Genomic DNA, 24,231 nt, shown 5'->3' on the forward strand with positions numbered 1-24,231 from the left:
TCACTCGCCGAAGAGCATCTGGTCGTCGCCCGGGCGGAGGACATGCCGGAAGTAGACGGGGTCGGCGAACGTCGACGGCACCCTGCCGAGTCCTTTGATGACGGTAGCGGTGCCGTTGGCGTGACCAACGGCGTACAGGTAGCCGGAATGGGTGTCCTTGTCGATGCCGAGCAGCAGGGTTCCGTACACGCCGCACTTGCTGATGATCAGCGCCTCGAAGCCCTGCCAGGTCGAGTCGCGGACCTTCTTCACGATCGGCTTCAGCGGCGAGGTCCGGGGGATCCGGATCGTGTAGAGCGCGCCGCCGCGGGTGTTCGCGAGGAAGGTGTCGTACGTCGCGGTCTGGCTGATCAGCGCCATCGTCTTCACCGCCGCGAAACCGGTCGCCGTCTGCTTGTTGCCCCAGTTCCCGTCCCACCGCGTGATCGTGCCGTTGCTGCGCAGCGAGTACTGCGTGGTGAACGCGGGCGGATCGGGATAGTTCCAGTACCTCGTCGTGTCGGTGAAGGTCGCGTCACCCCAGCCGCCGCCGACCCTGCTGAGGTAGACCCGGGACCGGTCGACCTCGTTGTTCTCGGTCAGGTAGTACGCGCTGGCGTACATCGTCGAGCCGATCACCACATTGCCCCAGTACAACCCGCCGGTGCCGGTGATGTCCGGATCGTTCGCAAAGGTCCCGCTCAGCCGCACCTGCCCGTCGGGGTAGATGTCCGGGTAGCTACGCATCAGCAGCACCGTCGGCGGCGAGGTGGCGGTCACGCGTAGGGACGGGTGGTCACCGCCCGGCGTGACAGAGCCGACCAACAGTTGGCAGGCTCCCGCGTCGGCACCCGTCGTCCCCGCGTCCGCGACTCCTGGAGCGATCCCTGTCAGCAGAAGTGCAGTCGCTGCCGCAGCACTCAATCGACCGTACATGGCCAGCCCCTCAGGTCGCCGTACGAAGTAAGCCTTCTGCCTACCTCGATACCAACGGGTGCCGGAAAGTTGTGAAGGGCTGTGGCAGGGTGTCTCGCGTGCCTGACGAAGCCAAGCAATCCCATTCGGGCGAGCCGCGGCTGCCGGCCGCAATCGGAGTGATCGTGGCCATCGGGCTGTACGCCGTGCTGCCCAGCACGCTGCAGATCGGCCCGCGGTTCGTGATTCCGGCGCTGGAGCTGCTGTTGTTCATCCCGCTGGTCCTGGCCAACCCGCGCCGGATGAGCAAGGAGAACCGATTGCTGCGGCGGTTGTCGATCGGCCTCGTGCTGCTGATCGCGTTGTCCAACACGACCGCGTTGGTGCTGCTGATCCGCTCGCTGGTGACGGGCCAGGCGACCGCGGGCGCCCAGTTGCTGGCAGCCGCGGGACAGGTCTGGCTGACGAACGTTCTCGTCTTCGCGCTTGCCTATTGGGAACTCGATCGGGGCGGACCGGTCACCCGCTTCCGGGTGGAGCGACCGGGACTGCCCGATGCCGATTTCCGCTTCCCGCAGGACGAGGACCATGACGCGATCAGCGAAGTGGCGCAGCGGTCGTCGGCCAAGTCCGGCTGGGCTCCCGGGTTCATCGACTACCTGTACGTCTCCGTCACCAACTCCTCGGCCTTCAGCCCTACCGACACCATGCCGCTGTCCGTTCGGGCCAAGCTGTTGATGGCCGTCGAATCGGTCTCGGCGCTGATGGTGTCGATCCTGGTCGTCTCGTTCGCGATCGGCCTGCTCGGCTCCTGAGCGGCGGATTCAGCCGGAGATCAGGCCGCGGTTGGTCAGGGTCTGGGTGAGAGTGCCGTTGCTCTGGGCTTCGACGAGTTCGAGGGCCAGGGCGCGGAGCTTCAGGTTGCCGTCCTGGGAGCCGCGTTTGAGCACGGTGAAGGCGGTGTCGGGGGAGAGATCGTAGCGATGCATGAGGATCCCTTGCGCTTGCCCGATCACGGTCCGGTTGGCGAGCGCCGACTGCAGCTGGGACACGAGCTGCGTGCTGTCGTTGTACAGCTGCACGTTGTCGAAGGCGGCACCGGCGTGCAGCGCGAGCAGCAGGACGAGGTCGTACGACGTGCCGCCGAACGCGTTCGGCTTGCCGGAGAACAGGCTGAACGTCGCGACATCGTCGTTCGCCGCCGGCAGCGGCAGGAACAGGCAGCTGCGATACCCGGCGTTGATCCCGGCCGCCGCGAACTCCGGCCAGCGGTAGTCCACGGCCAGGTCGGCGATCCGGCGCGGCTCGCCGTACATCAGCGTGTCGTAGACCGGACCGCTCTTCGTGGTCAGCTCGGCGTCCAGCGCCGCCCGAGGCGGTTCCGAGATCGGGTCCGTGGTCCGGTGATACCTCGCCACGATCTCCGGCTGACCATTCGCGAGGACTGTGAGCGACGACTCGTCACAGTCCGGAACGGTCTGCACCATCCGCCGGACGAACCGGGACAGCGTCGTACTGACATCGTCGTCCTCGACCAGTCGACTGATCTCGGCCAACTCCTGGGCCAGCTCCAGAATCCCCTCCGCCATGCGGCCATACTCTCACCGCGTCAGCAGTTCACCACCGCCACCTGGGGCTGGGTCCGCAGACCGGCCCGGAGCGGGATACACATCGGCTTGCCGCTGACCGGGTGCGGGACGACCTTAGACTCGACCCCGAACACGTCGCGGATGATCTCGCAGGTGAACACATCCTCCGGCGTGCCCTCGGTGACGAGTTTGCCGGACTTCATCACGAACACGTGATCGGCGTACTCGGCAGCCATGTTGAAGTCGTGCAGCACCATCGCCACCGTCTTGCCCTGCTCCTGGTTCAGCTGGTGCAGCAGATCGAGTACTTCGAGCTGGTACGCCACATCCAGGTACGTCGTGGGCTCGTCGAGCAGGATCAGATCCGTACCCTGCGCGAGGCAGAGCGCAATCCAGACCCGCTGCCGCTGACCACCCGAGAGCTGATCCACGTGCTGGTGCCGCAGCTCCGCCGTACGAGTCACCGCCATCGCCCACTCGACGGCTTCCTTGTCGGCCGCACTGGGCACCTTGAGCGAGACCCGGTGTGGGTGCCGTCCGAACCAGACCAGGTCCTCGACCGAGATCGACTCGGGCGCGACCAGGACCTGCGGCAGGATCGCCAGCAGCCGGGCCACCTCCTTGGTCGACGTGTCCTGGATCGACTTGCCGTCCAGGATCACGCTTCCCTTGGACGGCGGGAGCAGCCGGGCCAGCGCCCGCAGCGCCGTACTCTTGCCCGAACCGTTCGGCCCGATCAGCACGCTGACCTTCCCGTCGGGAATGGTCAGCGTCAGATCCTTGGCGATGACGTGCTGGTCATAGGCGAGCTGGACGCCCTGTGCCTGCAGTCGCATGATGGGTCTCCTACTTTCCGGTCTTCACGAGCAGGTACAGGAAGTACGGGCCGCCGATGACCGCGGTCACCAGGCCGGCCGGGATCTCGAGTGGCGGCGCGAGGCCGCGGCCGAGCATGTCGGCGAACAGCATCAGCAGTACGCCGAACAGCGCGGCCGACGGCAGCGACGCGAGGTGCCGGCCGCCGAAGACGCGGCGGGCCATGTGCGGGGCGATCAACCCGATGAATCCGATCGTGCCCGACACCGCCACAGCCGACGAGGCGAGAGCCACCGCGAACAGCAGCAGGAGCCGCCGGGTCTTCTCGACCGGTTCGCCGAGCCCGGCCGCCAGGTCGTCGCCGAGTCCGAGTACGTCGAGCTTGCGGGCCCAGATCAGCACCAACGGCACCAGCACCACGACCCACGGGAGAATCTCGTACACCGAGCTCATCGACCGGCCGAACAGACTGCCGGTCAGCCAGATCAGCGCCGCACTGACATCGAGCGGATTCCGAACCAGCAGGAACCGGATGCCCGCCTCGAACGCCGCGCTCACCGCGACACCGACAAGCGCTATCCGCACCGGCGTCGCGCCACGCCGGTACGCCAGCAGGTACACCAGCGCCGCGGCGAGCAGTCCACCGACGAACGCCGCCGGTACGACGGCCAGCACCGGAACGCCCGGGATCGCGAGCAGCAACAGCATGCCCGCGAATCCGGCACCCTTGGTCACCCCAACGACATCGGGTGCGGCCAACGGGTTGCGGATGACGCCTTGCATCACGCCGCCCGATACGGCGAGAGCGATGCCGACCAGCCAGGCGAGAATCACTCGCGGCAACTGGAAATCGACCACGATCTGCGCGGCCTGATCGCTGGTGTTGCCGGTGAGGGCGTTGAACACGTCGTGCATCGACACGTCGGTGGCGCCGACGCTGAGGCTGTAGAAGCTGAGCACGACGGCCAGCACGCCGAGCGATCCCATCAGGACATGCGGATACCGCTGGGCCAGCGTCGTCCGCCGGACGTGCTGCGCGACGATCGCAGTACTCACGATGAAGTCACCTTCTGTCGACGGGCCAGGTACACGAAGATCGGTGCACCGATGAGTGCGGTCACCACGCCGGCCGGCACTTCGTACGGCGGTTTGACGTAGCGGGACAGGATGTCGGCGTACAGGACGAGGACGCTCCCGGCGGCCGCGCACAGGGGGAGGAGCACGGTGTAGTTGGAGCCGGCCAGCCGTCGGATGATGTGCGGCACGATCAGGCCGATGAACGCGACCGGACCGGCAACGGAGACGGCCGAACCGCACAGCACCACGACGAACGCCGAGCCGAGCAGGCGGGTCCGTTCGACGTTCTGACCGAGGCCGCGCGCCATGTCGTCGCCGAGGGCGAGCAGGTTGAGCGAGCGGGACATCGAGAACGCGCCGACCAGCCCGATGGCGAGCCACGGGAGCAGGTTGCGGATGTCGCCCCAGCCGGCGAAGTTCACGCCGCCGACGAGCCAGAACAGCACGCTGTCCGCGGAGTTCTCGTCGAAGATGATCAGCACCTGGGTGAGCGAGATCAGCAGACTGCTCGCCGTGACGCCGGCCAGGGCCAACCGGACCGGACTCACCCGCCCGCGCCCTGACCCTGCCAGTAGCATCACCGACACGCCTGCCACGGCGGCGCCGCCGAACGCCAGGAGAATCGTAGGCGCGCCGGACAGCGACGGTACGACGGTCACCGCGAGCACAACCACGAACACGGCACCTGCGTTGACGCCCATGATCTCCGGCGCCGCCAGCGGGTTGGCGGCAACCGCCTGCATCAGCGCGCCCGCGACCGCCAGTGCGGCACCGACCAGCAAGCCCAGCACGACTCGCGGCATCCGGATCGACTGCAGAATCAACTCGTCCGAATCGTCAGCCTTGAAGATTGCCCCAGGCAACCGTGACAACGAGATGTGCTGACTACCGATGGACAGACCCCAGACGACGCCGATCACCAGCAGGGCCAGCAGGACCAGGGCCACCCAGGTGACCCGTTGCTTGCTGGTGACGATCTTCGGGCGCCGGTGGTCGGTGGGTAGAGGCGCGACCTCTGTCTGGACCATGTCAGCTCCCGTAGAGGTTCTTGACCGCTTCCTGGGCGATCATCTCCGAGGCGACCAGACCGCGCGAGCGGGACCAGACGTTCTGGTCGACCTTGTACGTCGCGTTGTCCTTGACCGCCGGAATCTGCTTCCAGAGTGGACTTTTCTCCCACGTGTCGGCCAGGGTGTCGCCGTTCTGACCGGCGATGAACATGATGTCGGGCTTGGTGCTGACCACGGTCTCCAGCGTGAGCGAGACCGTCGCGTCGCCGCTGTCGTCGGCCAGCGGGGACTTGATCCCGAGCAGGGCCAGTACGCCGGGGGTGTAGGCCTTCGGCGGGAACCCGGTGAACTCCTTGTCGGACGACACCGCGAACAACGCCTTGCGCGTCTCACCGGACTTCGCCTTGGCCTTCAGATCGGTCAGGATCTTGTCGTGCTCGGCCAGCCGGGTCTTCATCTGGTCGCACTTGTTCAAGGCGATCGCGGTCGACATCTCGCTGTCGAGCACCTGCTGGTAGTTGCCGTTCAGGCTGGCGTAGGCCACGGTCGGAGCGATCTTCGACAGCTGGGCGTAGATCGCCTTGTGCCGGCCGCTGTCGGCCAGGATCAGGTCCGGTTTGAGCGCGGTCAGCACCTGGATGTTCGGGGTCGCGCGCAGACCGACCGACTTGTAGTTGCCGACCTTCTCCTTCAGACCGGGGATGATCCGTTCCGGCTTGTCGTCGTCGGCGACCCCGACCGGTGCCATCCCGACCGCGACCAGTGCGTCGACGAACGAGAACTCGAGCGCGACGACCCGCTTCGGGTCGCCGGTGACAGTCGTCGTACCGAGGTCGTGCTTGATCGTCCTGGTCGTCTTACCGCATTGCTCGAGATTGACGTCCGAACTGATCCCCTGTGCGGCCGCGGCCCGGTTGGCGTTCGGTGCGCCGCCGGTGGCCGGCGACCCGGACGTGTTGCACCCGGCCAGGCCGACCGCCGCGACGGTCAAGGTGAGGAGGGCGATCGACCGCCGCAGCCTCGAAGCGGTGTTGGACATGGCAATCACTCCTGGTGTCGAAGATGCGTTGCAGGGGTGGGGCGGTGAATCTCGGGCCGGGACCGCAGCAGTCCGGCAAAGAAGTCCCGGACGGCCGGGAGGATCAGTGAGCCGCGGTGGGCGACTCCGGGGACCAGCTCGAACCGGACATCGATGCCCTGAGCAAGGAAGTCGCGCTCGAGTGTGCGCAGGCGTTCGATCCGGGTGCTGCCGGTCTTCTCGACGCCGTCCATCCAGTTGGCCTCGCCGGGGTTGTCGATCTCCCAGGTCTCGACGTCGTTGTCGCCGACAACCATCAGGATCGGCACCCGGCGCAGGGACTCTAGGTCGACGGCACGGCCGAAGCGCTGCTCGAGATCCTTCGTACCGAGCCACCACGGCAGGCTGTCGTCGAGCTGGGTAATCCGGCCGGGAGCGCCGATCGAGACTCCGGCCAACCGATCGGGATGAAGATAGAGGAAGCGGTGGGCGAACTGGCCGCCGCCGGAGAATCCGTGCAGGTAGAAGACATCCGGGTCGACCGGGTACCGGCGGCTGACCTCGTCGACCATGGCGAGTAGCGCCTGGTCGTACCGGATGCCCTGATACTCGATGAACTTGAAGTTGTGCAGATCCTCCGGATCGATGATCCCGGCCGGGAAGAGCGGCGCGAGTACGACGATCTGGTGCTCGTCGGCGAACTCGGCCATGTGGTCGCGGTACAGCGACGCGTTGCGCTCGGTGCCGTGCTGCATGACGAGCAGCGGGGCGCGGTCGGTGCGCAGGTTCTCCGGCACGTAGAGGCAGTAGCCGAGGCGCTGGTCGTACTGCGAGGCGAAGATCGGCGTCTTGCCCCGCGCGAAGTGGGCGGAGGTCCGCGCGATCATGGGCGCACCTCGTCGTACAGGTTGAACGGGACGAGTTCGTACTTGTTCTCGCACGGCGGTCCCGCAGCCACGTAGTACTCGCCGGTGGTGAGGTCGACGCAGCTGGACAAGGTTGTGGACCACTGCTCGACGGCGGGAAGACGCTCGTCCGGGTGCGCGCAGAGCGAGTCCGGGTAGCCGAGGTGGTCCGACATCGCTGTGTGGATGGTGTTCCGGACGTCGTCGGACGTGGTCGCGTCGGCGGCCTTCACCAGCCCGCGGCGGGCGCGCGGTACGCGGATCAGCGAGTCGGGTGAGATCAGCCGGCCGGAGCTGCCGACCTCCCGCGGGCTGAGCACCTGGTAATGGTTGCCGTGCACAAGCAGTCCGTTCTCGCCGTACTCCCAGCCGTGACCGCCCGGCGTGGTCTCGATGTCGATCGAGAAGCCGTCGCGGTGGGTGAGGAGCGCGTTGCTGGGGATGTGGGCGGTGGTCGAGGTGAGGATCTTGACCGCGTCGGCGAGGTTCGCCGCGTCGAGTACCGCGCGACGGATGAACGTCTGCGGCATCCCGGCCGAGTCGTCGAACCGCCCGCCCAGCCCGTTCGCGTTGAGCGCGAGGCCGGCGGAGTTCGCGCCGTGGCGGCCGATCTGGCCGGCCTCGACCTGCATGATCAGTGTCGGCTTCGGCGGCTGCACGATCCGGAGGATCACGACGGTTCCACGGACGGCTTCGCGCCAGTCCCAGTTCTGGCCGGCGTACACGTGGCCGTCGCCGGCCGCGCCGTCGAGCAGGGAGAACGACGTACAGCCGTCGGCGGGGGAGTCCGGGAACCAGTTGTCGTAGATGATCTCGCCGCGGCAGTTCAGGGCGAGGACCTCCGGCAGCGTGACACCGGCGCCCTCGGCGATCCCGGCCATCTCGGCCAGCAACTCGGGGTGGTCCCGCTCGACGAGACGCTGCCACGGACGGGTGTGATCGAGCGCCTGGTCCCAGGTCAGACGGGCCTGGTACGCGAAGGCCTCCCGGTAGTAGGCGATCGCGTCGGCGATCAGATCCGCCGCGGCACTCCCGTACTGCCGGCCACGTTCCAGGGCCGACGGGCTGGCTATCTCGATGACTCGGAGACTCGGCACACGCTCTCCTCGGGTGAACAGTCTTGGTCAGGAAGGGAACATTGACGCAATACTGTAACGACTATTACGGTCTGTCCAGACCTTACGGACAACCGACCTGCAATCCAGGTGAGGAGCCCACCCGATGACCACCCCATCGCTGGACCTGATCGTGTACGGCGGAACCGTCTGGACAGCCGATCCGAATCGGCCGCTCGCGTCGGCCTTCGCCGTCGCGGGGGACAGGATCGTCCAAGTCGGAGACGATGCTGAGATCCTGGCGCTGGCGGGCGAGGGGACCGAGGTGCTCGACCTGGCCGGGCGGATGGTGTGCCCGGGGTTCAACGATGCGCATACGCATTTCGAGAACGCCGTCGACTGGCACTTCCAGGTCGCGCTGACCGACGTCAACGACCAGGCCCGGCTCGAGGAACGTGTCGCGGCCACGGCCGCGCGACTGACGCCTGGGGTGTGGATCACCGGGGGAGACCTGGGGGACTTCGCGTCCACTCGCGAGGACGAGGTCACGCTGCTCGAGCCGGATCTGGCCGCGATTGATGCGCTGACGCCGGACAATCCGCTGCTGATCCGCCGGGCTGATCACCAGTACTTCGCCAACTCCAGGGCGCTCGGCGTCGCGAACATTGACCGCAGTACGCCGGATCCGCGTGGCGGCAGCTTCGGGCGGGATGCCGGGGGAGAGCTCACCGGGATGCTGTACGGGCAGGCCGGCGAGTTCGTGCACCGACTGGTTACGCCGATGTCGCTCGAGCAGAAGCTGATTGGTGCTCGTGGGGTGATGGCGCGATTGAACGCGGTCGGGATCACCTCGATCCATGACATCGCGCGGCTGCCGTCGGTGACCGAGGAGACGATCCCGCCGGTGTTTCTCGAGCGGAGTTTCTCGAACGCGCAGATCTTCCAGACGCTTGCGGACCGCGGCGAGCTGTCGGTGCGGGTTTATGCGTTCCTCCCGCTCGACACGCATGATCGGTTGGCTGGTCACGGCGTTACACCGAAGACGGGGGACGATTGGCTGCGGTTCGGGGCGCTCAAGATCTTCGTCGACAGCGGTGCGATGTTGCCGCCGTTCGATCCCGCTGATGCGCCGGGCACCGGGCTGACCGACGGCTGGTCGTACCGCTTCGTCGGGGAGGAACGGTTGGCCGAGCTGGTGCTGGCGGGGGATGCGGCTGGATTCGACATCGGCGTACATGTGCAGGGTGATCGTGGGTGCCGGATCGCGATCGACGCGTTCGAGCGGGCGGCGCTGTTGAACGGACCGCGGGATCGGCGGCATCGGCTCATTCATGCGTGGCACCTGGCGGCCGGCGACTTCGCCCGCGCCGGCAAGCTGGGGCTGGTCGCCGACGTGACGTCGGACCAGCTCCTGATCTACTCCACGAACCTCGACCAGGCGCTCGGCGCCGCCCGCTCCGCGAACGCGTTCGCCTGGCGCCGGATGATCGACAGCGACATCACCGTCAACCTGGTCTCGGACCTGCCCGGCGCATTCAACAAGTCCCACGTCGCCGAGATCGATCCGCTCCGCAACATGTACGCCGCCATCACCCGCACCGCCTGCGATGCGGCGGACGGCGAGCCGTTCCACCCCGACCAGGCAATCACCATCGACGAGGCCCTCCTCGCCTACACCGCCAACCCCGCCTACTCCTCCCACGAGGAGGACGTAAAGGGCACCATCACCCCCGGCAAACTAGCCGACTTCATAATCCTCACCGAAAACATCCACACCGGCCCCCCAGAACTCCTACTCCGCGCCCGCGTCGAGCGCACGTACCTGGGCGGCCGCCAGGTCCACCCCGCCAACTAAAGCCGGCGAGGTGGAGCGGGAGGAGCGGGAGAGCGGCCCCAAGCTCCCGCTCCGCGCCCGTGCCGCGCGCGAGAGCTGCGCGGGAGGGCGGTGGTGCCCCGGTCGGCACGCCGGCGCGGACCAGCGTTGGTGCTGTGTCGGGGCGGCTAGCGGGCGAGGGCTGTTATGTCGGTGGAGGCGACTACTTCTACCAGGAGGCGTTCGTTGGAGTCGGCGTGTTCTTGGACGAGGCGGGCGGCTTCGGGGGTGTCGCGGTGTAGGAAGGCCTCGAGGATGGCGCGGTGTTCGGCGAGGGCCTCGGCGGGGCGGTGGGTGGACTCCTGGTAGGTGGTCTCCAGGATCGACAGTGCGAAGCGCATCTCGACCGCGATGCCGGCGAAGAAGTCGTCGACGCGGGTGCTGCCGATCAGGCCGACGACGGCCTGGTGGAACTCCAGATCCCGCTGCACGATCGCCTGGGCCTGGCCCGAGTCGGTTGCCTCGGCGAGCCGGTCGAAGGCCTCGCTCAGCTGCCGCAGCTGCGCGTCCGTCAGCGTGGCCGCCCGCGCGGCGGCGCTGCCCTCCAGCGTCGTCCGGACGCGGTACAGGTCGCGGATGTCCTCCTCGGTGAACAACACGACCCGGGAGCCCTTGTGCCGGTAGTGCCGCACGATCCGCTCCCGCGCGAGGATGCCGAGCGCGTCCCGGATCGTACGGCGGGAGACGTCGAACTGGGCCGACAGCCCTTCCTCCCGCAGTTGCTCGCCCGGCTTCAGCCGGCCGTCCATGATCGTCTCGCGCAGCAGCGTCGCGACTTCCTCGGCCGTCGTCCCGCGATTCAGTGCCGAGACCCGTCCCTCGACCGGCATGCGGCCCCCTCTCTCACCCTGCGTGAAGCTCCCAGCGCACTCTATCGCGCTCTGCGACCATGGTAGCATTGGTGCATTGTTCACCAATCCTGTGGGGTGTAATGAGCATTCTCGAGTCCAGTTCGCCTGTGGAGCAGTGGAACCAGACGAGCATCGCCGAAATCCTCGCCCAGGAGTTCGGTCTCCGGGCAGTCACACAGTCCCCGTTGGGCGGCGAAGTCGATCAGAACGTGGCCGTCGATCTCTCCGACGGATCCCGTGTCGTCGTCAAGATCTCGTCGCCCGGAGCCGATGCCGACGAGATCCGCTGGCGGCATTCACTGCAGGCGCTCGCCGCCCGCGCCCTGGAACCGGTGGAAGTCACGACCGCGATCGCCGCGCGCAACGGAGACACCGCCGTCCCGGTCGACCGCGACGGATCGCGCCGGATCGTCACGGTCCAGCGATGGCTGCCCGGCCGGACCTTGTCCGAGCTGAACAGTCATTCCCCCCAACTCCTCGGCGAACTCGGCCGGACCGCCGCCCGGATGGTCCAGGCGCTAGCGCCGGCACCGGCGTTGCCCGGGGCAACAACCCACTTCTGGGACATTCTGCGATCTGCGCAGGCGATTGCCGAAGGCATCGACGCGATCGACGACCCGACCCGGCAGGCGCAGGTACGACGGATCGTCGGCTGGTTCGACCAGGCGATCGACAGCCACGCCGCCGGGCTTCCGAGGTCCGTCGTCCACCAGGACCTCAACGACTTCAACGTCCTCGCCCGGCCGGACGCGAACGGCCGCCACCACGTGTACGCCGTACTGGACTTCGCCGACGCGCTGCACACCGCGCGGATCGGCGAACTGGCCGTGGCAGTCGCCTACTCCATGCTGCGCAAGCCGAATCCGCTCACCGCCGCAGCGGCAGTGATCCGCGGGTACGCCGTCGAGCTGGACCTCACCGAGGACGAGCTCGCCGTGCTGTACCCGCTCGCCGCCGCCAGGCTGTGCGTCAACGCCGTCACCTGGACCAAGCGATGCGCAGAGACCGGTACGTCGTACGGCCACGAGCGGATGAAGTACACCTGGCCGGCGATCGCCCTCCTCGCGACAACCCCGCCGGAAGTCGGCGAACTCGTGGTCCGCGAGGCCGCCGGTGCCGCGATCGAACCGGCGCGGCCGATACCAGCCGCAGGTGCCCGCCTGGCGGTGCCCGGTCTCGATCTCGCGCCGTTCGAGCCCGCGCATGAAGATGCCACCGGCGATCACCACGCCCGACTGGGCCATCACCTGCAGGCCGATGCGGGCACCGTCGCGCGGCGAACCACGCAGTCCGGTGAGACGGCAACGCTCAGGCTCGGCGTGGAGATTGCGTCGCCGAAGCCGTTCGAGGTCGTCGCCCCGCGGGCGGCCGTGGTCGAGGAGCGCAGTACGGCGTACCTCATCCTGCGGCACGAGGGCCCGGAGACCATCTGGTCCCGCTGGACCGGGCTCGACTCATCACTGTCGATGGGCGACCCGGTGGACGCAGGTGACCCGATCGGTGTCGCACAGTCCACCCTCCGCGTGGCGGTCTTCCGTTCCCTCGAGACAGCGCGCGCGGGCAGGCAGTCGATCCCACCCTCCGAGGCCGCCGCGTGGGCGATCGTCTCACCCGACCCGTCCGAGTTCCTCGGGCTGGACGCCCCGCCCAACGCCACCGACTGGACCGCCGACAAGGTCCTCGCAACAAGAAACGTCCGGTTCGCCCGGTCACAACGCTCGTACTACGACCGGCCGATGCAGCTCGTCGGCGGCCGCGGCGCCTGGCTGTACGACGAATTCGGCCGCGGCTACCTCGACGTGATGAACAACGTCAGCCACGTCGGCCACACGAATCCCCGCGTCGTCGAGGCCGCGACCGCACAACTGCGGCAGCTCAACACGAACAGCCGTTTCCTCTACCGAGGCATCGCCGAGTACGCCGAACGCCTGACCGCGCTCCTGCCCGATCCCCTGGAGGTCGTCTTCCTCGTCTGCAGCGGCAGCGAGGCCAACGACCTGGCGGTCCGGATCGCACGCACCGTCACCGGACGCTCCGACGTACTCGTGGTCGACGGCGCCTACCACGGCAACACCTCCGTCCTCACCGGCCTCAGCCCGAACCGCTACAAAGGCCCCGGTGGCACCGGCCCCGATCCGACCACCCACGAGGTCCAGCAACCCAACCGCTACCGCGGCCCCTTCGGGTACGACGATCCGGACGCAGGCAGCAAGTACGCCGCCGACGTCCAGCGGCAAGTCGATCGACTCAGCCAACGAGGTACGCCGCCGGCCGCCTTCATCGCGGAATCGGCGATGGGCACGGCGGGCAGCATCTTCTACCCCGACGGCTATCTCGCACAGGCGCACGCCTCCGCGCGGGCCGCCGGCGCGCTCTGCATTGCCGACGAGGTCCAGGTCGGCTTCGGCCGCTTCGGTGACGTGTTCTGGGGATTCGAGGGCCAGGGCGTTGTCCCGGACATCGTCACGATGGGCAAGCCGATCGGCAACGGGCATCCGATGGCGGCGGTGGTCACCACCCGGGAGATTGCCGACGCCTTCGACACCGGCATGCGGTACTTCAACACCTTCGGCGGCAATCCGGTCTCCTGCGCGATCGGTACCGCCGTACTCGACGAGATCGCCGAGCAAGGCCTGCAGGCGCACGCGGCCGCGACCGGGCGGGTGCTCAAGGACCGGCTCGACGAGCTCGCCGGCCGGCACGCACTGATCGGCGACGTGCGCGCCCACGGGATGTACCTCGGTATCGAGCTCGTCCGTGATCGGGCCAGCAAGGAACCTGCGCCGCAGGAGGCGCTGCTGATCAGCGAGCTGATGAAGGACGAGGGAATGCTGGTCTATCCGACCGGCGTGGCCGAGAACGTGCTGAAGATCAAGCCGCCGCTCGCGTTCACGCCGGCCGACGCCGAACTGTTCACCGAGGTTCTGGACGAACTGCTGACCCGGGACTGGTGAGCCGGCGGGGCCGCCCTGACCATCAGGTCAGGGCGGCCATCACGTGCTTGATGCGGGTGTAGTCCTCGAGGCCGTACACGGACAGGTCCTTGCCGTGGCCAGAGGACTTGAAGCCGCCGTGGGGCATCTCGGCCACCAGCGGGATGTGGGTGTTGATCCAGACACAGCCGAAGTCGAGCGCCGCCGACAGACGGAGTGCGCGGCCCACGTCCTTGGTCCACACCGAGGATGCGAGGCCGTACTCGACGCCGTTCGCGGACCGCAGCGCCTCGTCCTCGTCCTCGAACGTCTGCACGGTGATGACCGGACCGAAGATCTCGTGCTGCGACAGCCAGTCGTCCTGGCGCAGACCGCCGATGACCGTCGGAGCCACGTAGTACCCGGTGTCGCCCTGACGCTCGCCGCCGGTCACCACCGAGCCGTGCGCCGGGACGCGGGAGATGGCGTCGAGCACGCGCTCCAACTGGACCGCGTTGTTGACCGGCGGCACCCAGGCGTCCTGGTCGTCAGGGGAGCGGCCCGCAGTCGTTGTAGCCTGCCCGGTGCAGGCCGCCAGTGCGGCGATGAAGTCGGCCGCCGCCGGTGCCTGCACCAGCACCCGGGTGGCCGCGGTGCAGTCCTGGCCGGCGTTGAAGTAGCCGGCCATCGCGATGCATTCGGCTGCGGCCTCGAGGTCGGCGTCGGCGAAGACGATCACCGGCGCCTTGCCGCCGAGCTCGAGGTGTGTGCGCTTGAGACGCTCGCCCGCGCTGGCGGCGACGGCCCGTCCGGCGGCGACCGATCCGGTCACCGACACCATCTGCGGGGCCGGGTGCGCGACCAGCGCGGCGCCGGTGTCCCGATCGCCGGTGACCACGTTGAACACGCCCGGCGGCAGATGCTTCGCAGCGAGCTCGGCCAGCATCACCGTGGTGACGGGCGTGGTGTCGCTGGGCTTGAGTACGACGGTGTTCCCGGCCGCGACCGCGGGCACGAACTTCCAGATCGCCATCATCATCGGGTAGTTCCACGGCGTGACCTGACCGACCACGCCGATCGGCTCACGCCGCAGCCACGAGGTATGACCTTCCATGTACTCGCCGGCCGAGCGGCCTTCGAGCAGACGCGCGGCGCCGGCGAAGAAGCGGATCTGGTCGACCATCGGCGGGATCTCTTCGGCCTTGGTGATGTGACCGGGTTTGCCGGTGTTGCGGCCCTCCGCCGCGATCAGGTCGTCGGCGGACCGTTCGACCTCGTCGGCGAAGTCGAGCAGTGCCTTCTGACGGGCCGACGGCGTACTGCGTCGCCAGTCGGCGAATGCGGACGATGCGGCGCCGTACGCCGTTTCGACGTCTGCCTCGGTCGAGTTCGGCGCTGTGCCGTACCGCTCGCCGGTCGACGGGTCGATGATCGGCATCGTCTCGCCGTGGACGGAGTCGACGAGCTCTCCGTTGATGAAGTTCTGGACGGTCGTCACAGCTTTACCACCCTTCGGTCAGTACGCGGTCGAGTGCGTCCGCGAAGAAATCGGCATCGGTGATCGTGACGCCCAGCGGCGGCTTGATCTTCAGTACACACAGGCGATCCGACGTCGGCTGCATGATCACGCCGAGCTCGCGCATCCGCTCGCAGATCGCGGCGGTCTCCGCCGCCGCGGGCTCCAGCGTGATGCGATCGCGGACGAGCTCGACGCCGACGTACAGCCCCATCCCGTGGACGGCGCCGATGATCGGATGGCGGTCGGCGAGCTCGAGCAGCCGCATCCGCAGATGGTCGCCGACCACGCGCGCGTTCTCCTGCAGTTGTTCGTCGCGGAGTACGTCGAGAACCGTCGTACCGGCCACGCAACTGACCGGACTGCCGCCGGCCGACGAGAAGAAGTACCCCTGGCTGCGGTAGCCCGCGGCGATCGCGGCCGTCGTGATCACCGCGCCGAGCGGATGCCCGTTGCCCATCGCCTTCGCCACCGTGACGATATCCGGTACGACGCCTTGTTGCTCAAAGCCCCAGAAGTGGTTGCCGAGTCGGCCGTACCCGACCTGGACCTCATCGGCGATGCACAGCCCGCCGGCCCGCCGTACTGCGGCATAGACGGCCTGCAGGTAACCGTCGGGGAGAGCCATGCCGCCGGCGTTGCCGTAGAACGACTCGGACAGGAACGCGGCCGGCGGCGTGCTCAGTTTGTTGATGTAGGCAACGGCATCTGCGGCGTACCGGTAGGCGTCGGGTCCGCGGTACTGCCCTCGGTAGGCGTTCGGCGCGGCGACCGTGTGGACCCAGGAGGGCCGGGAGTCCAGCGCGTTGGGGTTGTCGGCGACCGACGTCGAGATCGCGTCGGTGGCGTCGGACCAGCCGTGATAGGCCTCCCGTACGGCGATGACGTCACGCCGTCCGGTGTTCGCCCAGGCGAGCCGGAGGGCGAGGTCGTCGGCCTCGGTGCCGCTGTTGACCAGGAACACCGTGTCGAGCGGTTCGGGCAGGAGATCGGCCAGACGCTCGGAGAACTCGACGACCGCGCGGTAGTGGAAACGCGAGTTGGTGTTGAGCAGCCGCCACTGCTGCTCGACCGCGGCGGCGAGGCGCGGGTGCCCGTGGCCGAGGATCGAGACGTTGTTGACCATGTCGAGGTACGAGCGGCCCTCGGTGTCGAACAGGTGGTTCCTCCAGCCACGCTCGATCTGCGGCGGCTCCCGGAAGTAGTGCTCCTGGACCGGCGCGAACGCAGACTCACGGCGTTCCAGCAGGTGATCGACGGTCGGGGGAGTAGCGACCGCATCGATGAGGCCGGTCGGGTCCGGACACGACCCGGCCCAGGCGTCAGCCAGACTGGCCTGAATGAAGAACGGTGGCCGGGTCTCGAGGTCAGTCAGTTGCACCCGCAGCGCCGCTCCAGGTGTGAGTTGCCCGAGTACGTCACCGGTCTCGACGGTACCTTCAGCATCAACGGACGCACCGCTGAGCCACAGGGTCACCCCATCCCGACCTTTGAGTGCGACGGCATCATCGTGCCGCTGGATGACCCCGGCCCAGGGCGCACGCAGCTCCAGCTCTTGCACGGCAAACACCTCGACACCGAGACCGACAGATGCCGGCGCCTCGAACGAGTTCAGGCGAGTGCGCGTCAGCCGCGGCTGCAGGAACGGAACAGCCACGGCGACCGATCCGTCCCGCGTGATCGCCCCCGCGGCCGCGACTGCCTCCGCCTCGTCCAGCAGGAAGCGACCGTCGTGCAGGTCGACGCTCGTCGTCGACAGGTCCAGCTGTCCCGGAACCACGGGTTGGTCGCCGATCCACAGTAGAGGCGAGCCGTCGACCGTCCGACGCTCCTTCCGGGGCCGTATCGACGCGCGGATCAGCTCGGTCAGGACCTCGAGTGGAACCGACGTCGCCTGCTCGAAGATGGCCCACTCGCGCGCGAGGTTCTCCGACGCGTACCGGTTGTCGCGGTCGACCTGCGTCTGCTGCTGACCACTCACCATCAGCGCGGCGGCGCGCAGTACGACGAGGGGCCCGAGCGCTGCGAGTTCGTCGTCGGAGATCGGCCGGATCCGGTCGTACGCGACGATCGCCGGCAGCATCGTCGAGAGATCGGGGGAGTGGTACAGCAGCGACGTACACGTCACGGCGAGCTCGGCGATCGACCAGCTCTCGGTCAGGTCGCCGAAGTCGATCACCCCGACCGGCCGGCGGCGACCGTCGGCGTCGACGGCGGCGATCACGTTGTCGTCGGTCAGGTCGCCGTGGATCACCTGGAGCGGCAGGTTCCCGGCGTACGGCGCGAGCGCCTTGGCGGCGGTCGAGGCCGCGGCTCGGGCGGCGTCGGGTCCGCCGGGCACGGTCACGAAATCGGCGAGCCGGGTCACCACTTCGGCCGCGTTCCGCAGATCCCACTGGAGCGAGCGGGCCGGGACCTCGCCGCCGAGTCCGGCCAGCGCACGCGACGTACGAGCGGCGAGATCGCCCAGGGCGGCAACGATCTCGGGCGCGAGGTACGCGCTGTCGCTCAGCACATCGCCGGCCACGAACGTCACCAGCCGCGCGTACGTCGGCCCGCCGCCGAACGCGATCGGCTGCACGGTCGAGCCGTCCGGCCCCGGCACCGCCACGGGCACTTGGATGTCAGGCTCCTGCCGGGCGACCTCAGCGGCCGCGAGGTCCTGTGCTGCCAGGTCCTCGCGGGTGAACGCGGCGTTGGACACCTTGAGGACGTACTGCGCATCGGCCGCGGAGACGAGGAAGTTCGCATCCTGCTGGCTGCCGAGCTCGGTGACCTCGCCCTCGATGCCGTACGTCGCCCGCACGTACTCCGCCGCATGCGCCACGGTGATCTCGGGCGCGGGGAGGGCTGCTTGTTCGAAGAAGTTGAAGGTCTGGGTCATGCGCGTTCCTCCGCGATCGAGTTGCCGCCGTCGACGACGAGGCACTGGCCGGTGAGATAGGACGAGGACGGCGAACACAGATAGGCGATGAGGCCGGCGACCTCTTCCGGCGTACCGCTCCGGCCGACCGGCGTCCGCAACCCCTGCCGGTGCTCGTCCGGCGTCTGCGAGTCGGTGGCGATCCACCCCGGAGCTACGGCGTTCACCGTCACCCCGGCGGCCGCGGAGTCGAGCGCGAGTCCGCGGACCAGCCCGACCACGCCGGCCTTCGCAGCGGAGTATGCGATCTCGCCGCGCATGCTCATCACCGGTCCGGTGAGGCTGGCGACCATCACCAGGCGGCCGGCGCCGGACTCCTCGAGCGCCGGCATGACGGCGCGCGCGAACAGGAAGGCCGCGTCCAGGTTGCGGGACAGGCTCGCTCGCCAGGTCTCCAACGACAGCTGCCCGACCGCCCCCGATTCCGGCTCCGGACGGGTGGTCGACGTCATCCCCGCACAGTTGACGGCGATGTCGAGCCGGCCGAACCGCGACTTGGCGGCTCGGGCCAGTTCCACGGTGGTGCCTGCCTGGGTCAGATCACCCGGGATGGCAAGGGTGCCGGCCGGCAGCTCGGCCGCGCGTTGGTGGACCCGGTCTCCGGCCGCAGAGATGACGAGTGAAGCACCCCGGGCGCTCAGCGCTCTGGCCACCGCGAAGCCGATGCCACGCGGTCCGCCGACCCCGGTCACCACCGCAGCCCGGCCCGCCAGGTCGAGGTCGCCCACGCATAGCCACCTTCCGAAGATTGGTGACCAATCTAGCAGCTACGTAATTGGTGAGCAATCCTGATCGACGCTCAGAAACCTAGCCTCCGGCGTAGCCCCGTGAGTCGTTCGGAGGCGTCCACCGAGCGCTCGGCCGCCAGGGTCGCGACGCCCTGGGCGAGCACGTCGCCGACGACGATCGAGGTCAGCGGTTCGCCGGTCAGGCCGGTGGGGGTCGTCGGCGAGTGGAGCGTGACCGTCACCGCGCGGGAGAGCTTGCTGTCCGGGTCCTCGGTCACCAGGATGGTCGCGGCTCCGACGTCGCGCGCGCGATCGACCAGGACCTCGACCTCGATGACCGAGCGGCCCGGCGCGAACAGGACGACGACGTCACCGGGCCCGATCGCGAGCAGATCGTCGGCGAGCCGGAAGCCCCCGGCGTGCAGCGGAGTCACCCGGAGCCCGACCCGCCGCAGGACCAGGGCCAGATGATCCGCGGCCACGAACGACGCACCGAAGCCGTAGGTCAGCGTGTGCTTCGCATCGAGCAGCAGGTGTACGGCGTGCTGATACGTGTCGAGCTCGAACGTCGGCTGCATCAGCTCGAGCCGCTCGAGTGACTCCGCCAGCACCTGCTGCCAGACGCTCTCCAGATCCCCGCCGGTCGACTCGACCCGCTTGCGGGCGCGCACCACCGGCCGGTTCGCCTGCGTGAACGGCGCCGCGATCTTGGCCTTCAGTTCGGCCAGGCCCGAGTACCCGAGCGCCTGGACGGTACGGATGACCGTCGCGTTGCTGGTCTTGGTCTCGGCGCCGAGGTCGGCCGCCGACAGGAACAGCAGCTCCTCGGGCGTCCGCTCGGCCAGCGACCGGCTGACGGCGCGGGCAGCCGGCGAGAAACCCTCCCAGCGCTCCCGGATCCGCGTCCGCAGTTCGGTGATCACGTCGTCCTTGGTCGCGGCGGTGACGGCGTTCGTGGAAGCATCGCGGGGCTCATCCATGTAATGGATGGTACGAGCCCGGCCGCCTTGCGGTGATCAGGACGTTACGGTCGTGGTGCGAAATGTCTCGGCGAGGACGTCCAGCGCATCGTCGATCAGTTCGTCGGAGATGCTCAGCGGCGGGAGGAAACGCAGTACGTTCCCGTCGGTCCCGCAGGTCAGGACGATCACTCCGGCGCGGTGCGCTGCGGCGGCGACGGCCCGGGTCAGTGCGGCATCCGGTTGCGTGGTGCCCGGGACAACGAGTTCGACGGCGAGCATCGCCCCGCGGCCCCGGACGTCCCCGATCCTGGGGTCGCTCCTGGCCAGGTCCTCCAGCCGGCTCTTCATTCGTTGCTCGATCTGCCGGGCCCGCTCGACCAGCCCGTCGGCCTCGATCGTCTCGATGGCGGCCAGCGCGGCGACGCAGGCGAGCGGGTTGCCGCCGTACGTCCCGCCGAGACCGCCCACGTGCGGCGCGTCCATGATCTCCGCCCGCCCGGTCACCGCCGAGAGCGGCAGACCGCCGGCAATCCCCTTCGCCGTCGCGATCAGATCCGGTACGACGCCTTCGTGCTCGCAGGCGAACAGGTCGCCGGTGCGAGCGAAGCCGGTCTGTACTTCGTCGGCCACGAAGACCACGCCGGACTCGCGGCACCAGGCGGCCAGCGTGCTCAGGAACCCGGGTGCCGGCTCGACGAATCCGCCCTCACCCTGGATCGGCTCGATCACCATCGCCGCGAGGTTCGTCGCACCAACCTGTACCGAGATGAGCTCGATCGCCCGGCGCGCGGCGTCCGCGCCGTCGAGTCCGCCGTCGCGGAACGGATACGACAACGGAGCGCGATAGACCTCGGGCGCGAACGGTCCGAAGCCGTTCTTGTACGGCATGTTCTTCGCGGTCATCGCCATCGTCAGGTTCGTCCGGCCGTGGTAAGCGTGGTCGAACACCACGACGGCCGGTCGCCCGGTGAACGAGCGCGCGATCTTGACCGCGTTCTCGACCGCCTCGGCGCCGGAGTTGAACAGCGCGGTGCGCTTGGCGTGATCGCCCGGGGTCAGCCGATTGAGCGCCTCCGCGACCGCGACGTACGACTCGTACGGCGTGATCATGAAGCAGGTGTGGGTGAAGGCGGCGACCTGAGCCTGTACGGCGGCGACCACCCGCGGCGCGCTGTTCCCGACGGTCGTCACCGCGATCCCCGAGCCTAGGTCGATCAAGTGGTTGCCATCGGCATCGACCACGATGCCCCCGCCGGCCCGGACCGCGAACACCGGCAGGGTGGTCCCGACGCCACTCGCGACAGCCGCTGCCTTCCGGTCCATCAGCGCCTGCGACGCGGGCCCGGGGATCGCGGTCACCAGTCGTCGTCGTTGCTCGACACCTGCGGCAGTCTCGGCGATGGTCATGGGTCCTCCTCGGCTCGACCATCGCCAGTGTGAGACGCCGTAGCTATGCTGTCCAATACTCGTTATCGGCAGAATCCATGCCTAGGAGGCATATGCAGCTCCGGCATGTCCGCTACTTCGTGGCGACCGCGGAAGCCGGCAGTGTGAGCGCGGCCGCGCTCGCGGTCCACGTCGCGCAGCCCGCCCTGTCCCGGCAGCTGCGGCAGCTGGAGCACGACCTCGGCGTCGCGCTGTTCGACCGCGGCGCCGGACGGCTCACGCTCAACCGGACCGGGCGTGCGCTGCTGCCGACCGCGAAGGACCTGCTCGCCGCGGCCGACGACCTCAAGGCCGCCGCGGCGTTCCACGCGCAAGGCCGCCTGGACCGGATCACCGTGGCGGCGCCGACCGTGACGCTCACCGATGTCGTCTCCCCGTTCGTTGCGACGATGGCTCCTGACGATCCGCTCCTCGACGTCCGTCCCGCCGATGGGTCGACGACGACCGAGATGCTGCGGTCCGGCGCTGATCTGGCGATCGGGATCCAGCGCGCGCAGGCGCCGTACGCGTCGCGACCGCTCGCGGTGCTCCCGGTCTGGGCGTACGTCCCGGCGGACGATCCGTGGTCGTCGCGTGGGCGGGTGGAGCTGGCCGAGGTGCTCGAGCGGCACGTGATCGGCCTGCCGCCGACGTACACGGCGCGAGAAGCCCTCGACTCTGCGGTGGCTGCCGCCGGTGCCGGGATCGCACACTTCACCGAAGCTGCGAACGGCACCATCGCACAGGCCTTGGCCGCAGCCGGTCGCGGTGTCGCCGTGGTCTCCGACGACGCCCGCTTCGACCTCGTCCCTCTCGCGATCAGCACCGGCACTGGCACTGGCACCGGCGTCCTGAGCATCAACCTCGTCGCCGGCTGGGACTCCCGCACCGTCGCGGCCGCCGAGCTCGAGTCCCTCGCCGACCGCCTCGCGACCTGGGTGCTACGTCGCTACCCGCAGGAGTAGCGGAGCAAGGCGGTCGGCGATCAGGAGATAGCCCTCGGGACCGGGGTGGACGTCGTCGGCGTACAGGGCGCGGGCCTCATCCGCGGTGAGGAGGTCGCGGCCGTCGATGACCTCGACGGCCGGGTCGTTGCGGGCGCCCAGCTCGACGAGCCTGCGTACGTCGTCCAGCGTCAGGCCGACCGCGTTCGGTGTGCCTTCGCGGTTGGGGGCCGGGAGCGGAGTGATTACGGCGAGCGGCGTCTCCGGGTGCCCCTGGCGGACGGTTGCAACGAAGGCCTCGACCTGGCCGGGCAAGGTGCGCCCGTTGAAGGTCTCGCCGCCGTGGATGTTGATCCCGAGGCACAACGAGATGAGGTCGGCCGGGAGATCGCGGATCGTACGGGCCGCGACCGGATCGAGGTGACACTCACCACCGAAACCGAGATTGACGCCGTCCCAGCCGTGGCGCCGGGCGACGACGGCGGGCCACGTCTCCGACGGCCCGTACGCACCGCTGCATTGGGTGATGGAACTGCCGTACGTGATCCATCGCGGTCCGGTCGGCGCGAGTTCCTCGGCTGCGCCGTCGAAGCGAGCCTCCCGGATCGCGATCGCGCCGGCCTGCGGAAGCCAGATCTCCACCTCTGCCTCGCGGCCGGGGAGATCGACGGTCAGCCGCTGCTCGCCGTCGCCGATCTCGCAGCGCCGGTGCAGTACGCCGTTGAGCAGTACGTCGACGGGCGCGATCCGGTTGTAGATCCCGAGGGCCGCCCGGATGTCCAGCTGCACCGAGGTTGCCGCCGTACGCCAGGCTCCGCGGACGCCTGCCGGGGTGGCGGCGCGTGCCCACAGGTGATCACCCTGGCGATGCGGGCGACCGGTCCACTCCGTCAGCCGGAAGTCCTGACCGCGCGGGTCGAGCCGCCAGAACGTCGTCCAATCGTCCGCGTCGAGCTCGTGGTGCCGGAAGCCGGTCCAGGTCATACGCGCGCTCCCCGGATGCCCCGCAACGACCGGGCGGCGGGCTGAGCGGCATCGGACGAGAGGCGGGCGACGGCGCGTGCACCGAGGCTGGCCTCGACGTGGGCGAGCATCACCGAGGTCGCGGTGCCGGAGTCGCCGGCCGCGATCGCGTCGACCAGCTCGAGGTGCTCGGTGTGGGTGCGGTCCAGATCCGCCTCGGTCCGGCCGGTCTCGAGGGCGAGCCTGCGGTAGCGGTCGGCCTTGTCCCAGAGCGAGTCGAGCGTTTGGACCAGTACCTGGTTGTGCGAGGCCGAGAAGATCGCGACATGGAACCGGCGGTGCGTCAGCAGTTCCGCCGTACCGGGATCGGTCCGCAACGGCAGCAGCTCGTGGGCCGTCTCCCGGATCAGCGCGAGGTCATCGCGGGTACGGCGTTCTGCCGCCAGCCCGGCCGCCAACGGGTCGAGGGACCGGCGGATCTCGATCAGGTCCCGCGCCTCCTCGACGGTCAGCCTCGTGACGCGTGCGTCCCGGTGGGCGTCCAGCTCGACCAGTCCCTCGGTCATCAGCCGCCGGAGCGCTTCACGCAACGGCGTCGTGCTGATCCCGAGCTCGTGGGCCAGCGAGGCCTGGGGGATGACGGCGCCCGGCGTGAGGTCACCCCGGAGCACCCGCTCCCGCACCAGCTCGTAGGCCACTTCGGCCTTCGTCAACGCGGTCTCCTTCGAGAAGTTATAGCAACCGATTGGTCGAGAATACCTTGAGATCAA

20 protein-coding genes are annotated in these 24,231 nt (G+C 68.7%); 4 read left to right on the top strand and 16 right to left on the bottom strand.

The features are described from left to right. On the bottom strand, positions 1–915 hold the full coding sequence (locus ACFWUU_RS11880) for a hypothetical protein (protein ID WP_380174971.1): 915 nt from the start codon (positions 913–915) through the stop codon (positions 1–3). 98 nt (positions 916–1,013) lie between these two features. Here ACFWUU_RS11880 and ACFWUU_RS11885 point away from each other — a divergent pair, with 98 nt between their 5' ends. Then, positions 1,014–1,709, top strand: coding sequence for a hypothetical protein (locus ACFWUU_RS11885; protein WP_137257159.1), 696 nt, complete (start codon positions 1,014–1,016; stop codon positions 1,707–1,709). Between the two features lie 9 nt (positions 1,710–1,718). Here ACFWUU_RS11885 and ACFWUU_RS11890 read toward each other — a convergent pair whose 3' ends face one another. Genes ACFWUU_RS11890 through ACFWUU_RS11920 form a run of 7 tightly spaced genes read right to left on the bottom strand, consistent with a single transcriptional unit; the run spans position 1,719 to position 8,406 of the window. Continuing rightward, complete coding sequence (locus tag ACFWUU_RS11890; RefSeq protein ID WP_380174973.1) at positions 1,719–2,483, bottom strand: GAF and ANTAR domain-containing protein; 765 nt, start codon at positions 2,481–2,483, stop codon at positions 1,719–1,721. 20 nt (positions 2,484–2,503) lie between these two features. Further along, on the bottom strand, positions 2,504–3,319 hold the full coding sequence (locus tag ACFWUU_RS11895; RefSeq protein ID WP_137257157.1) for an ABC transporter ATP-binding protein: 816 nt from the start codon (positions 3,317–3,319) through the stop codon (positions 2,504–2,506). 10 nt (positions 3,320–3,329) lie between these two features. Continuing rightward, positions 3,330–4,355, bottom strand: a complete 1,026-nt coding sequence (locus ACFWUU_RS11900; protein WP_380174975.1) for a FecCD family ABC transporter permease — start codon at positions 4,353–4,355, stop codon at positions 3,330–3,332. Beyond that, a complete protein-coding gene (locus ACFWUU_RS11905) occupies positions 4,352–5,404 on the bottom strand; it encodes an iron ABC transporter permease (protein ID WP_137257156.1) in 1,053 nt (350 codons plus the stop codon). The genes ACFWUU_RS11900 and ACFWUU_RS11905 overlap by 4 nt, the downstream gene beginning before the upstream one ends. 1 nt (position 5,405) lies before the next feature. Then, complete coding sequence (locus ACFWUU_RS11910; protein ID WP_137257155.1) at positions 5,406–6,425, bottom strand: Fe(3+) dicitrate ABC transporter substrate-binding protein; 1,020 nt, start codon at positions 6,423–6,425, stop codon at positions 5,406–5,408. Positions 6,426–6,430: 5 nt separating this feature from the next. Next, a complete protein-coding gene (locus ACFWUU_RS11915) occupies positions 6,431–7,291 on the bottom strand; it encodes an alpha/beta hydrolase (RefSeq protein ID WP_380174977.1) in 861 nt (286 codons plus the stop codon). Then, a complete protein-coding gene (locus ACFWUU_RS11920) occupies positions 7,288–8,406 on the bottom strand; it encodes a C45 family autoproteolytic acyltransferase/hydolase (RefSeq protein ID WP_380174979.1) in 1,119 nt (372 codons plus the stop codon). Before ACFWUU_RS11920 ends, ACFWUU_RS11915 begins: the two co-directional genes overlap by 4 nt. A gap of 124 nt (positions 8,407–8,530) precedes the next feature. Between ACFWUU_RS11920 and ACFWUU_RS11925 the strand changes: the two genes are divergently transcribed. Continuing rightward, the gene (locus tag ACFWUU_RS11925; RefSeq protein WP_380174981.1) at positions 8,531–10,219 is read left to right on the top strand and encodes an amidohydrolase; all 1,689 of its coding nucleotides are present in this window, start codon (positions 8,531–8,533) and stop codon (positions 10,217–10,219) included. 146 nt (positions 10,220–10,365) lie between these two features. On the opposite strand, the gene ACFWUU_RS11930 is transcribed toward ACFWUU_RS11925, so the two are convergent. Then, positions 10,366–11,067, bottom strand: a complete 702-nt coding sequence (locus ACFWUU_RS11930) for a GntR family transcriptional regulator (RefSeq protein WP_170989901.1) — start codon at positions 11,065–11,067, stop codon at positions 10,366–10,368. A 101-nt stretch (positions 11,068–11,168) separates the two neighbouring features. On the opposite strand from ACFWUU_RS11930, the gene ACFWUU_RS11935 reads away from it, so the two are divergent. Next, positions 11,169–14,042: an aminotransferase class III-fold pyridoxal phosphate-dependent enzyme gene (locus ACFWUU_RS11935; protein ID WP_380174983.1), complete on the top strand. Its 2,874-nt coding sequence runs from the start codon at positions 11,169–11,171 to the stop codon at positions 14,040–14,042. Between the two features lie 22 nt (positions 14,043–14,064). Here ACFWUU_RS11935 and ACFWUU_RS11940 read toward each other — a convergent pair whose 3' ends face one another. The 5 genes from ACFWUU_RS11940 to gabT all read right to left on the bottom strand — a co-directional run bounded on the left by ACFWUU_RS11940 (position 14,065) and on the right by gabT (position 21,536). Beyond that, the gene (locus ACFWUU_RS11940) at positions 14,065–15,498 is read right to left on the bottom strand and encodes an aminobutyraldehyde dehydrogenase (protein ID WP_380174985.1); all 1,434 of its coding nucleotides are present in this window, start codon (positions 15,496–15,498) and stop codon (positions 14,065–14,067) included. Positions 15,499–15,502: 4 nt separating this feature from the next. Beyond that, positions 15,503–18,400 (bottom strand): aminotransferase, encoded by a 2,898-nt coding sequence (locus ACFWUU_RS11945; RefSeq protein ID WP_380174987.1) that lies wholly within the window; start codon positions 18,398–18,400, stop codon positions 15,503–15,505. Further along, positions 18,397–19,167 (bottom strand): SDR family NAD(P)-dependent oxidoreductase, encoded by a 771-nt coding sequence (locus ACFWUU_RS11950; protein ID WP_380174989.1) that lies wholly within the window; start codon positions 19,165–19,167, stop codon positions 18,397–18,399. Before ACFWUU_RS11950 ends, ACFWUU_RS11945 begins: the two co-directional genes overlap by 4 nt. A gap of 71 nt (positions 19,168–19,238) precedes the next feature. After that, positions 19,239–20,147, bottom strand: coding sequence for a MurR/RpiR family transcriptional regulator (locus ACFWUU_RS11955; protein WP_380174991.1), 909 nt, complete (start codon positions 20,145–20,147; stop codon positions 19,239–19,241). 36 nt (positions 20,148–20,183) lie between these two features. Further along, positions 20,184–21,536 carry a 4-aminobutyrate--2-oxoglutarate transaminase gene (gene gabT / locus ACFWUU_RS11960; protein ID WP_380174993.1) on the bottom strand — a complete coding sequence of 451 codons (1,353 nt, stop codon included), beginning with the start codon at positions 21,534–21,536 and terminating at the stop codon, positions 20,184–20,186. 92 nt (positions 21,537–21,628) lie between these two features. Between gabT and ACFWUU_RS11965 the strand changes: the two genes are divergently transcribed. Continuing rightward, positions 21,629–22,519, top strand: coding sequence for a LysR family transcriptional regulator (locus ACFWUU_RS11965; protein ID WP_380174995.1), 891 nt, complete (start codon positions 21,629–21,631; stop codon positions 22,517–22,519). Here ACFWUU_RS11965 and ACFWUU_RS11970 read toward each other — a convergent pair. Then, positions 22,496–23,482 carry a GDSL-type esterase/lipase family protein gene (locus tag ACFWUU_RS11970; protein WP_380174997.1) on the bottom strand — a complete coding sequence of 329 codons (987 nt, stop codon included), beginning with the start codon at positions 23,480–23,482 and terminating at the stop codon, positions 22,496–22,498. The genes ACFWUU_RS11965 and ACFWUU_RS11970 overlap by 24 nt on opposite strands. Further along, entirely contained in the window at positions 23,479–24,174 is a 696-nt protein-coding gene (locus tag ACFWUU_RS11975; RefSeq protein ID WP_380174999.1) for a GntR family transcriptional regulator, read from the bottom strand. The genes ACFWUU_RS11970 and ACFWUU_RS11975 overlap by 4 nt, the downstream gene beginning before the upstream one ends. Between the last annotated feature and the right edge of the window lie 57 nt (positions 24,175–24,231).

Source organism: Kribbella sp. NPDC058693, from assembly GCF_042715335.1.
GTDB lineage: Bacteria > Actinomycetota > Actinomycetes > Propionibacteriales > Kribbellaceae > Kribbella > Kribbella jiaozuonensis.

Excerpts from the sequence above, each read along its gene's own strand:
- ACFWUU_RS11905 (WP_137257156.1), bottom strand. The coding sequence starts at position 5,404 with ATGGTCCAGACAGAGGTCGCGCCTCTACCCACCGACCACCGGCGCCCG.
- ACFWUU_RS11955 (WP_380174991.1), bottom strand. The coding sequence starts at position 20,147 with ATGGATGAGCCCCGCGATGCTTCCACGAACGCCGTCACCGCCGCGACC.
- gabT (WP_380174993.1), bottom strand. The coding sequence starts at position 21,536 with ATGACCATCGCCGAGACTGCCGCAGGTGTCGAGCAACGACGACGACTG.
- ACFWUU_RS11935 (WP_380174983.1), top strand. The coding sequence starts at position 11,169 with ATGAGCATTCTCGAGTCCAGTTCGCCTGTGGAGCAGTGGAACCAGACG.
- ACFWUU_RS11970 (WP_380174997.1), bottom strand. The coding sequence starts at position 23,482 with ATGACCTGGACCGGCTTCCGGCACCACGAGCTCGACGCGGACGATTGG.
- ACFWUU_RS11915 (WP_380174977.1), bottom strand. The coding sequence starts at position 7,291 with ATGATCGCGCGGACCTCCGCCCACTTCGCGCGGGGCAAGACGCCGATC.
- ACFWUU_RS11910 (WP_137257155.1), bottom strand. The coding sequence starts at position 6,425 with ATGTCCAACACCGCTTCGAGGCTGCGGCGGTCGATCGCCCTCCTCACC.
- ACFWUU_RS11965 (WP_380174995.1), top strand. The coding sequence starts at position 21,629 with ATGCAGCTCCGGCATGTCCGCTACTTCGTGGCGACCGCGGAAGCCGGC.
- ACFWUU_RS11930 (WP_170989901.1), bottom strand. The coding sequence starts at position 11,067 with ATGCCGGTCGAGGGACGGGTCTCGGCACTGAATCGCGGGACGACGGCC.
- ACFWUU_RS11945 (WP_380174987.1), bottom strand. The coding sequence starts at position 18,400 with ATGACCCAGACCTTCAACTTCTTCGAACAAGCAGCCCTCCCCGCGCCC.
- ACFWUU_RS11925 (WP_380174981.1), top strand. The coding sequence starts at position 8,531 with ATGACCACCCCATCGCTGGACCTGATCGTGTACGGCGGAACCGTCTGG.
- ACFWUU_RS11890 (WP_380174973.1), bottom strand. The coding sequence starts at position 2,483 with ATGGCGGAGGGGATTCTGGAGCTGGCCCAGGAGTTGGCCGAGATCAGT.
- ACFWUU_RS11895 (WP_137257157.1), bottom strand. The coding sequence starts at position 3,319 with ATGCGACTGCAGGCACAGGGCGTCCAGCTCGCCTATGACCAGCACGTC.
- ACFWUU_RS11880 (WP_380174971.1), bottom strand. The coding sequence starts at position 915 with ATGTACGGTCGATTGAGTGCTGCGGCAGCGACTGCACTTCTGCTGACA.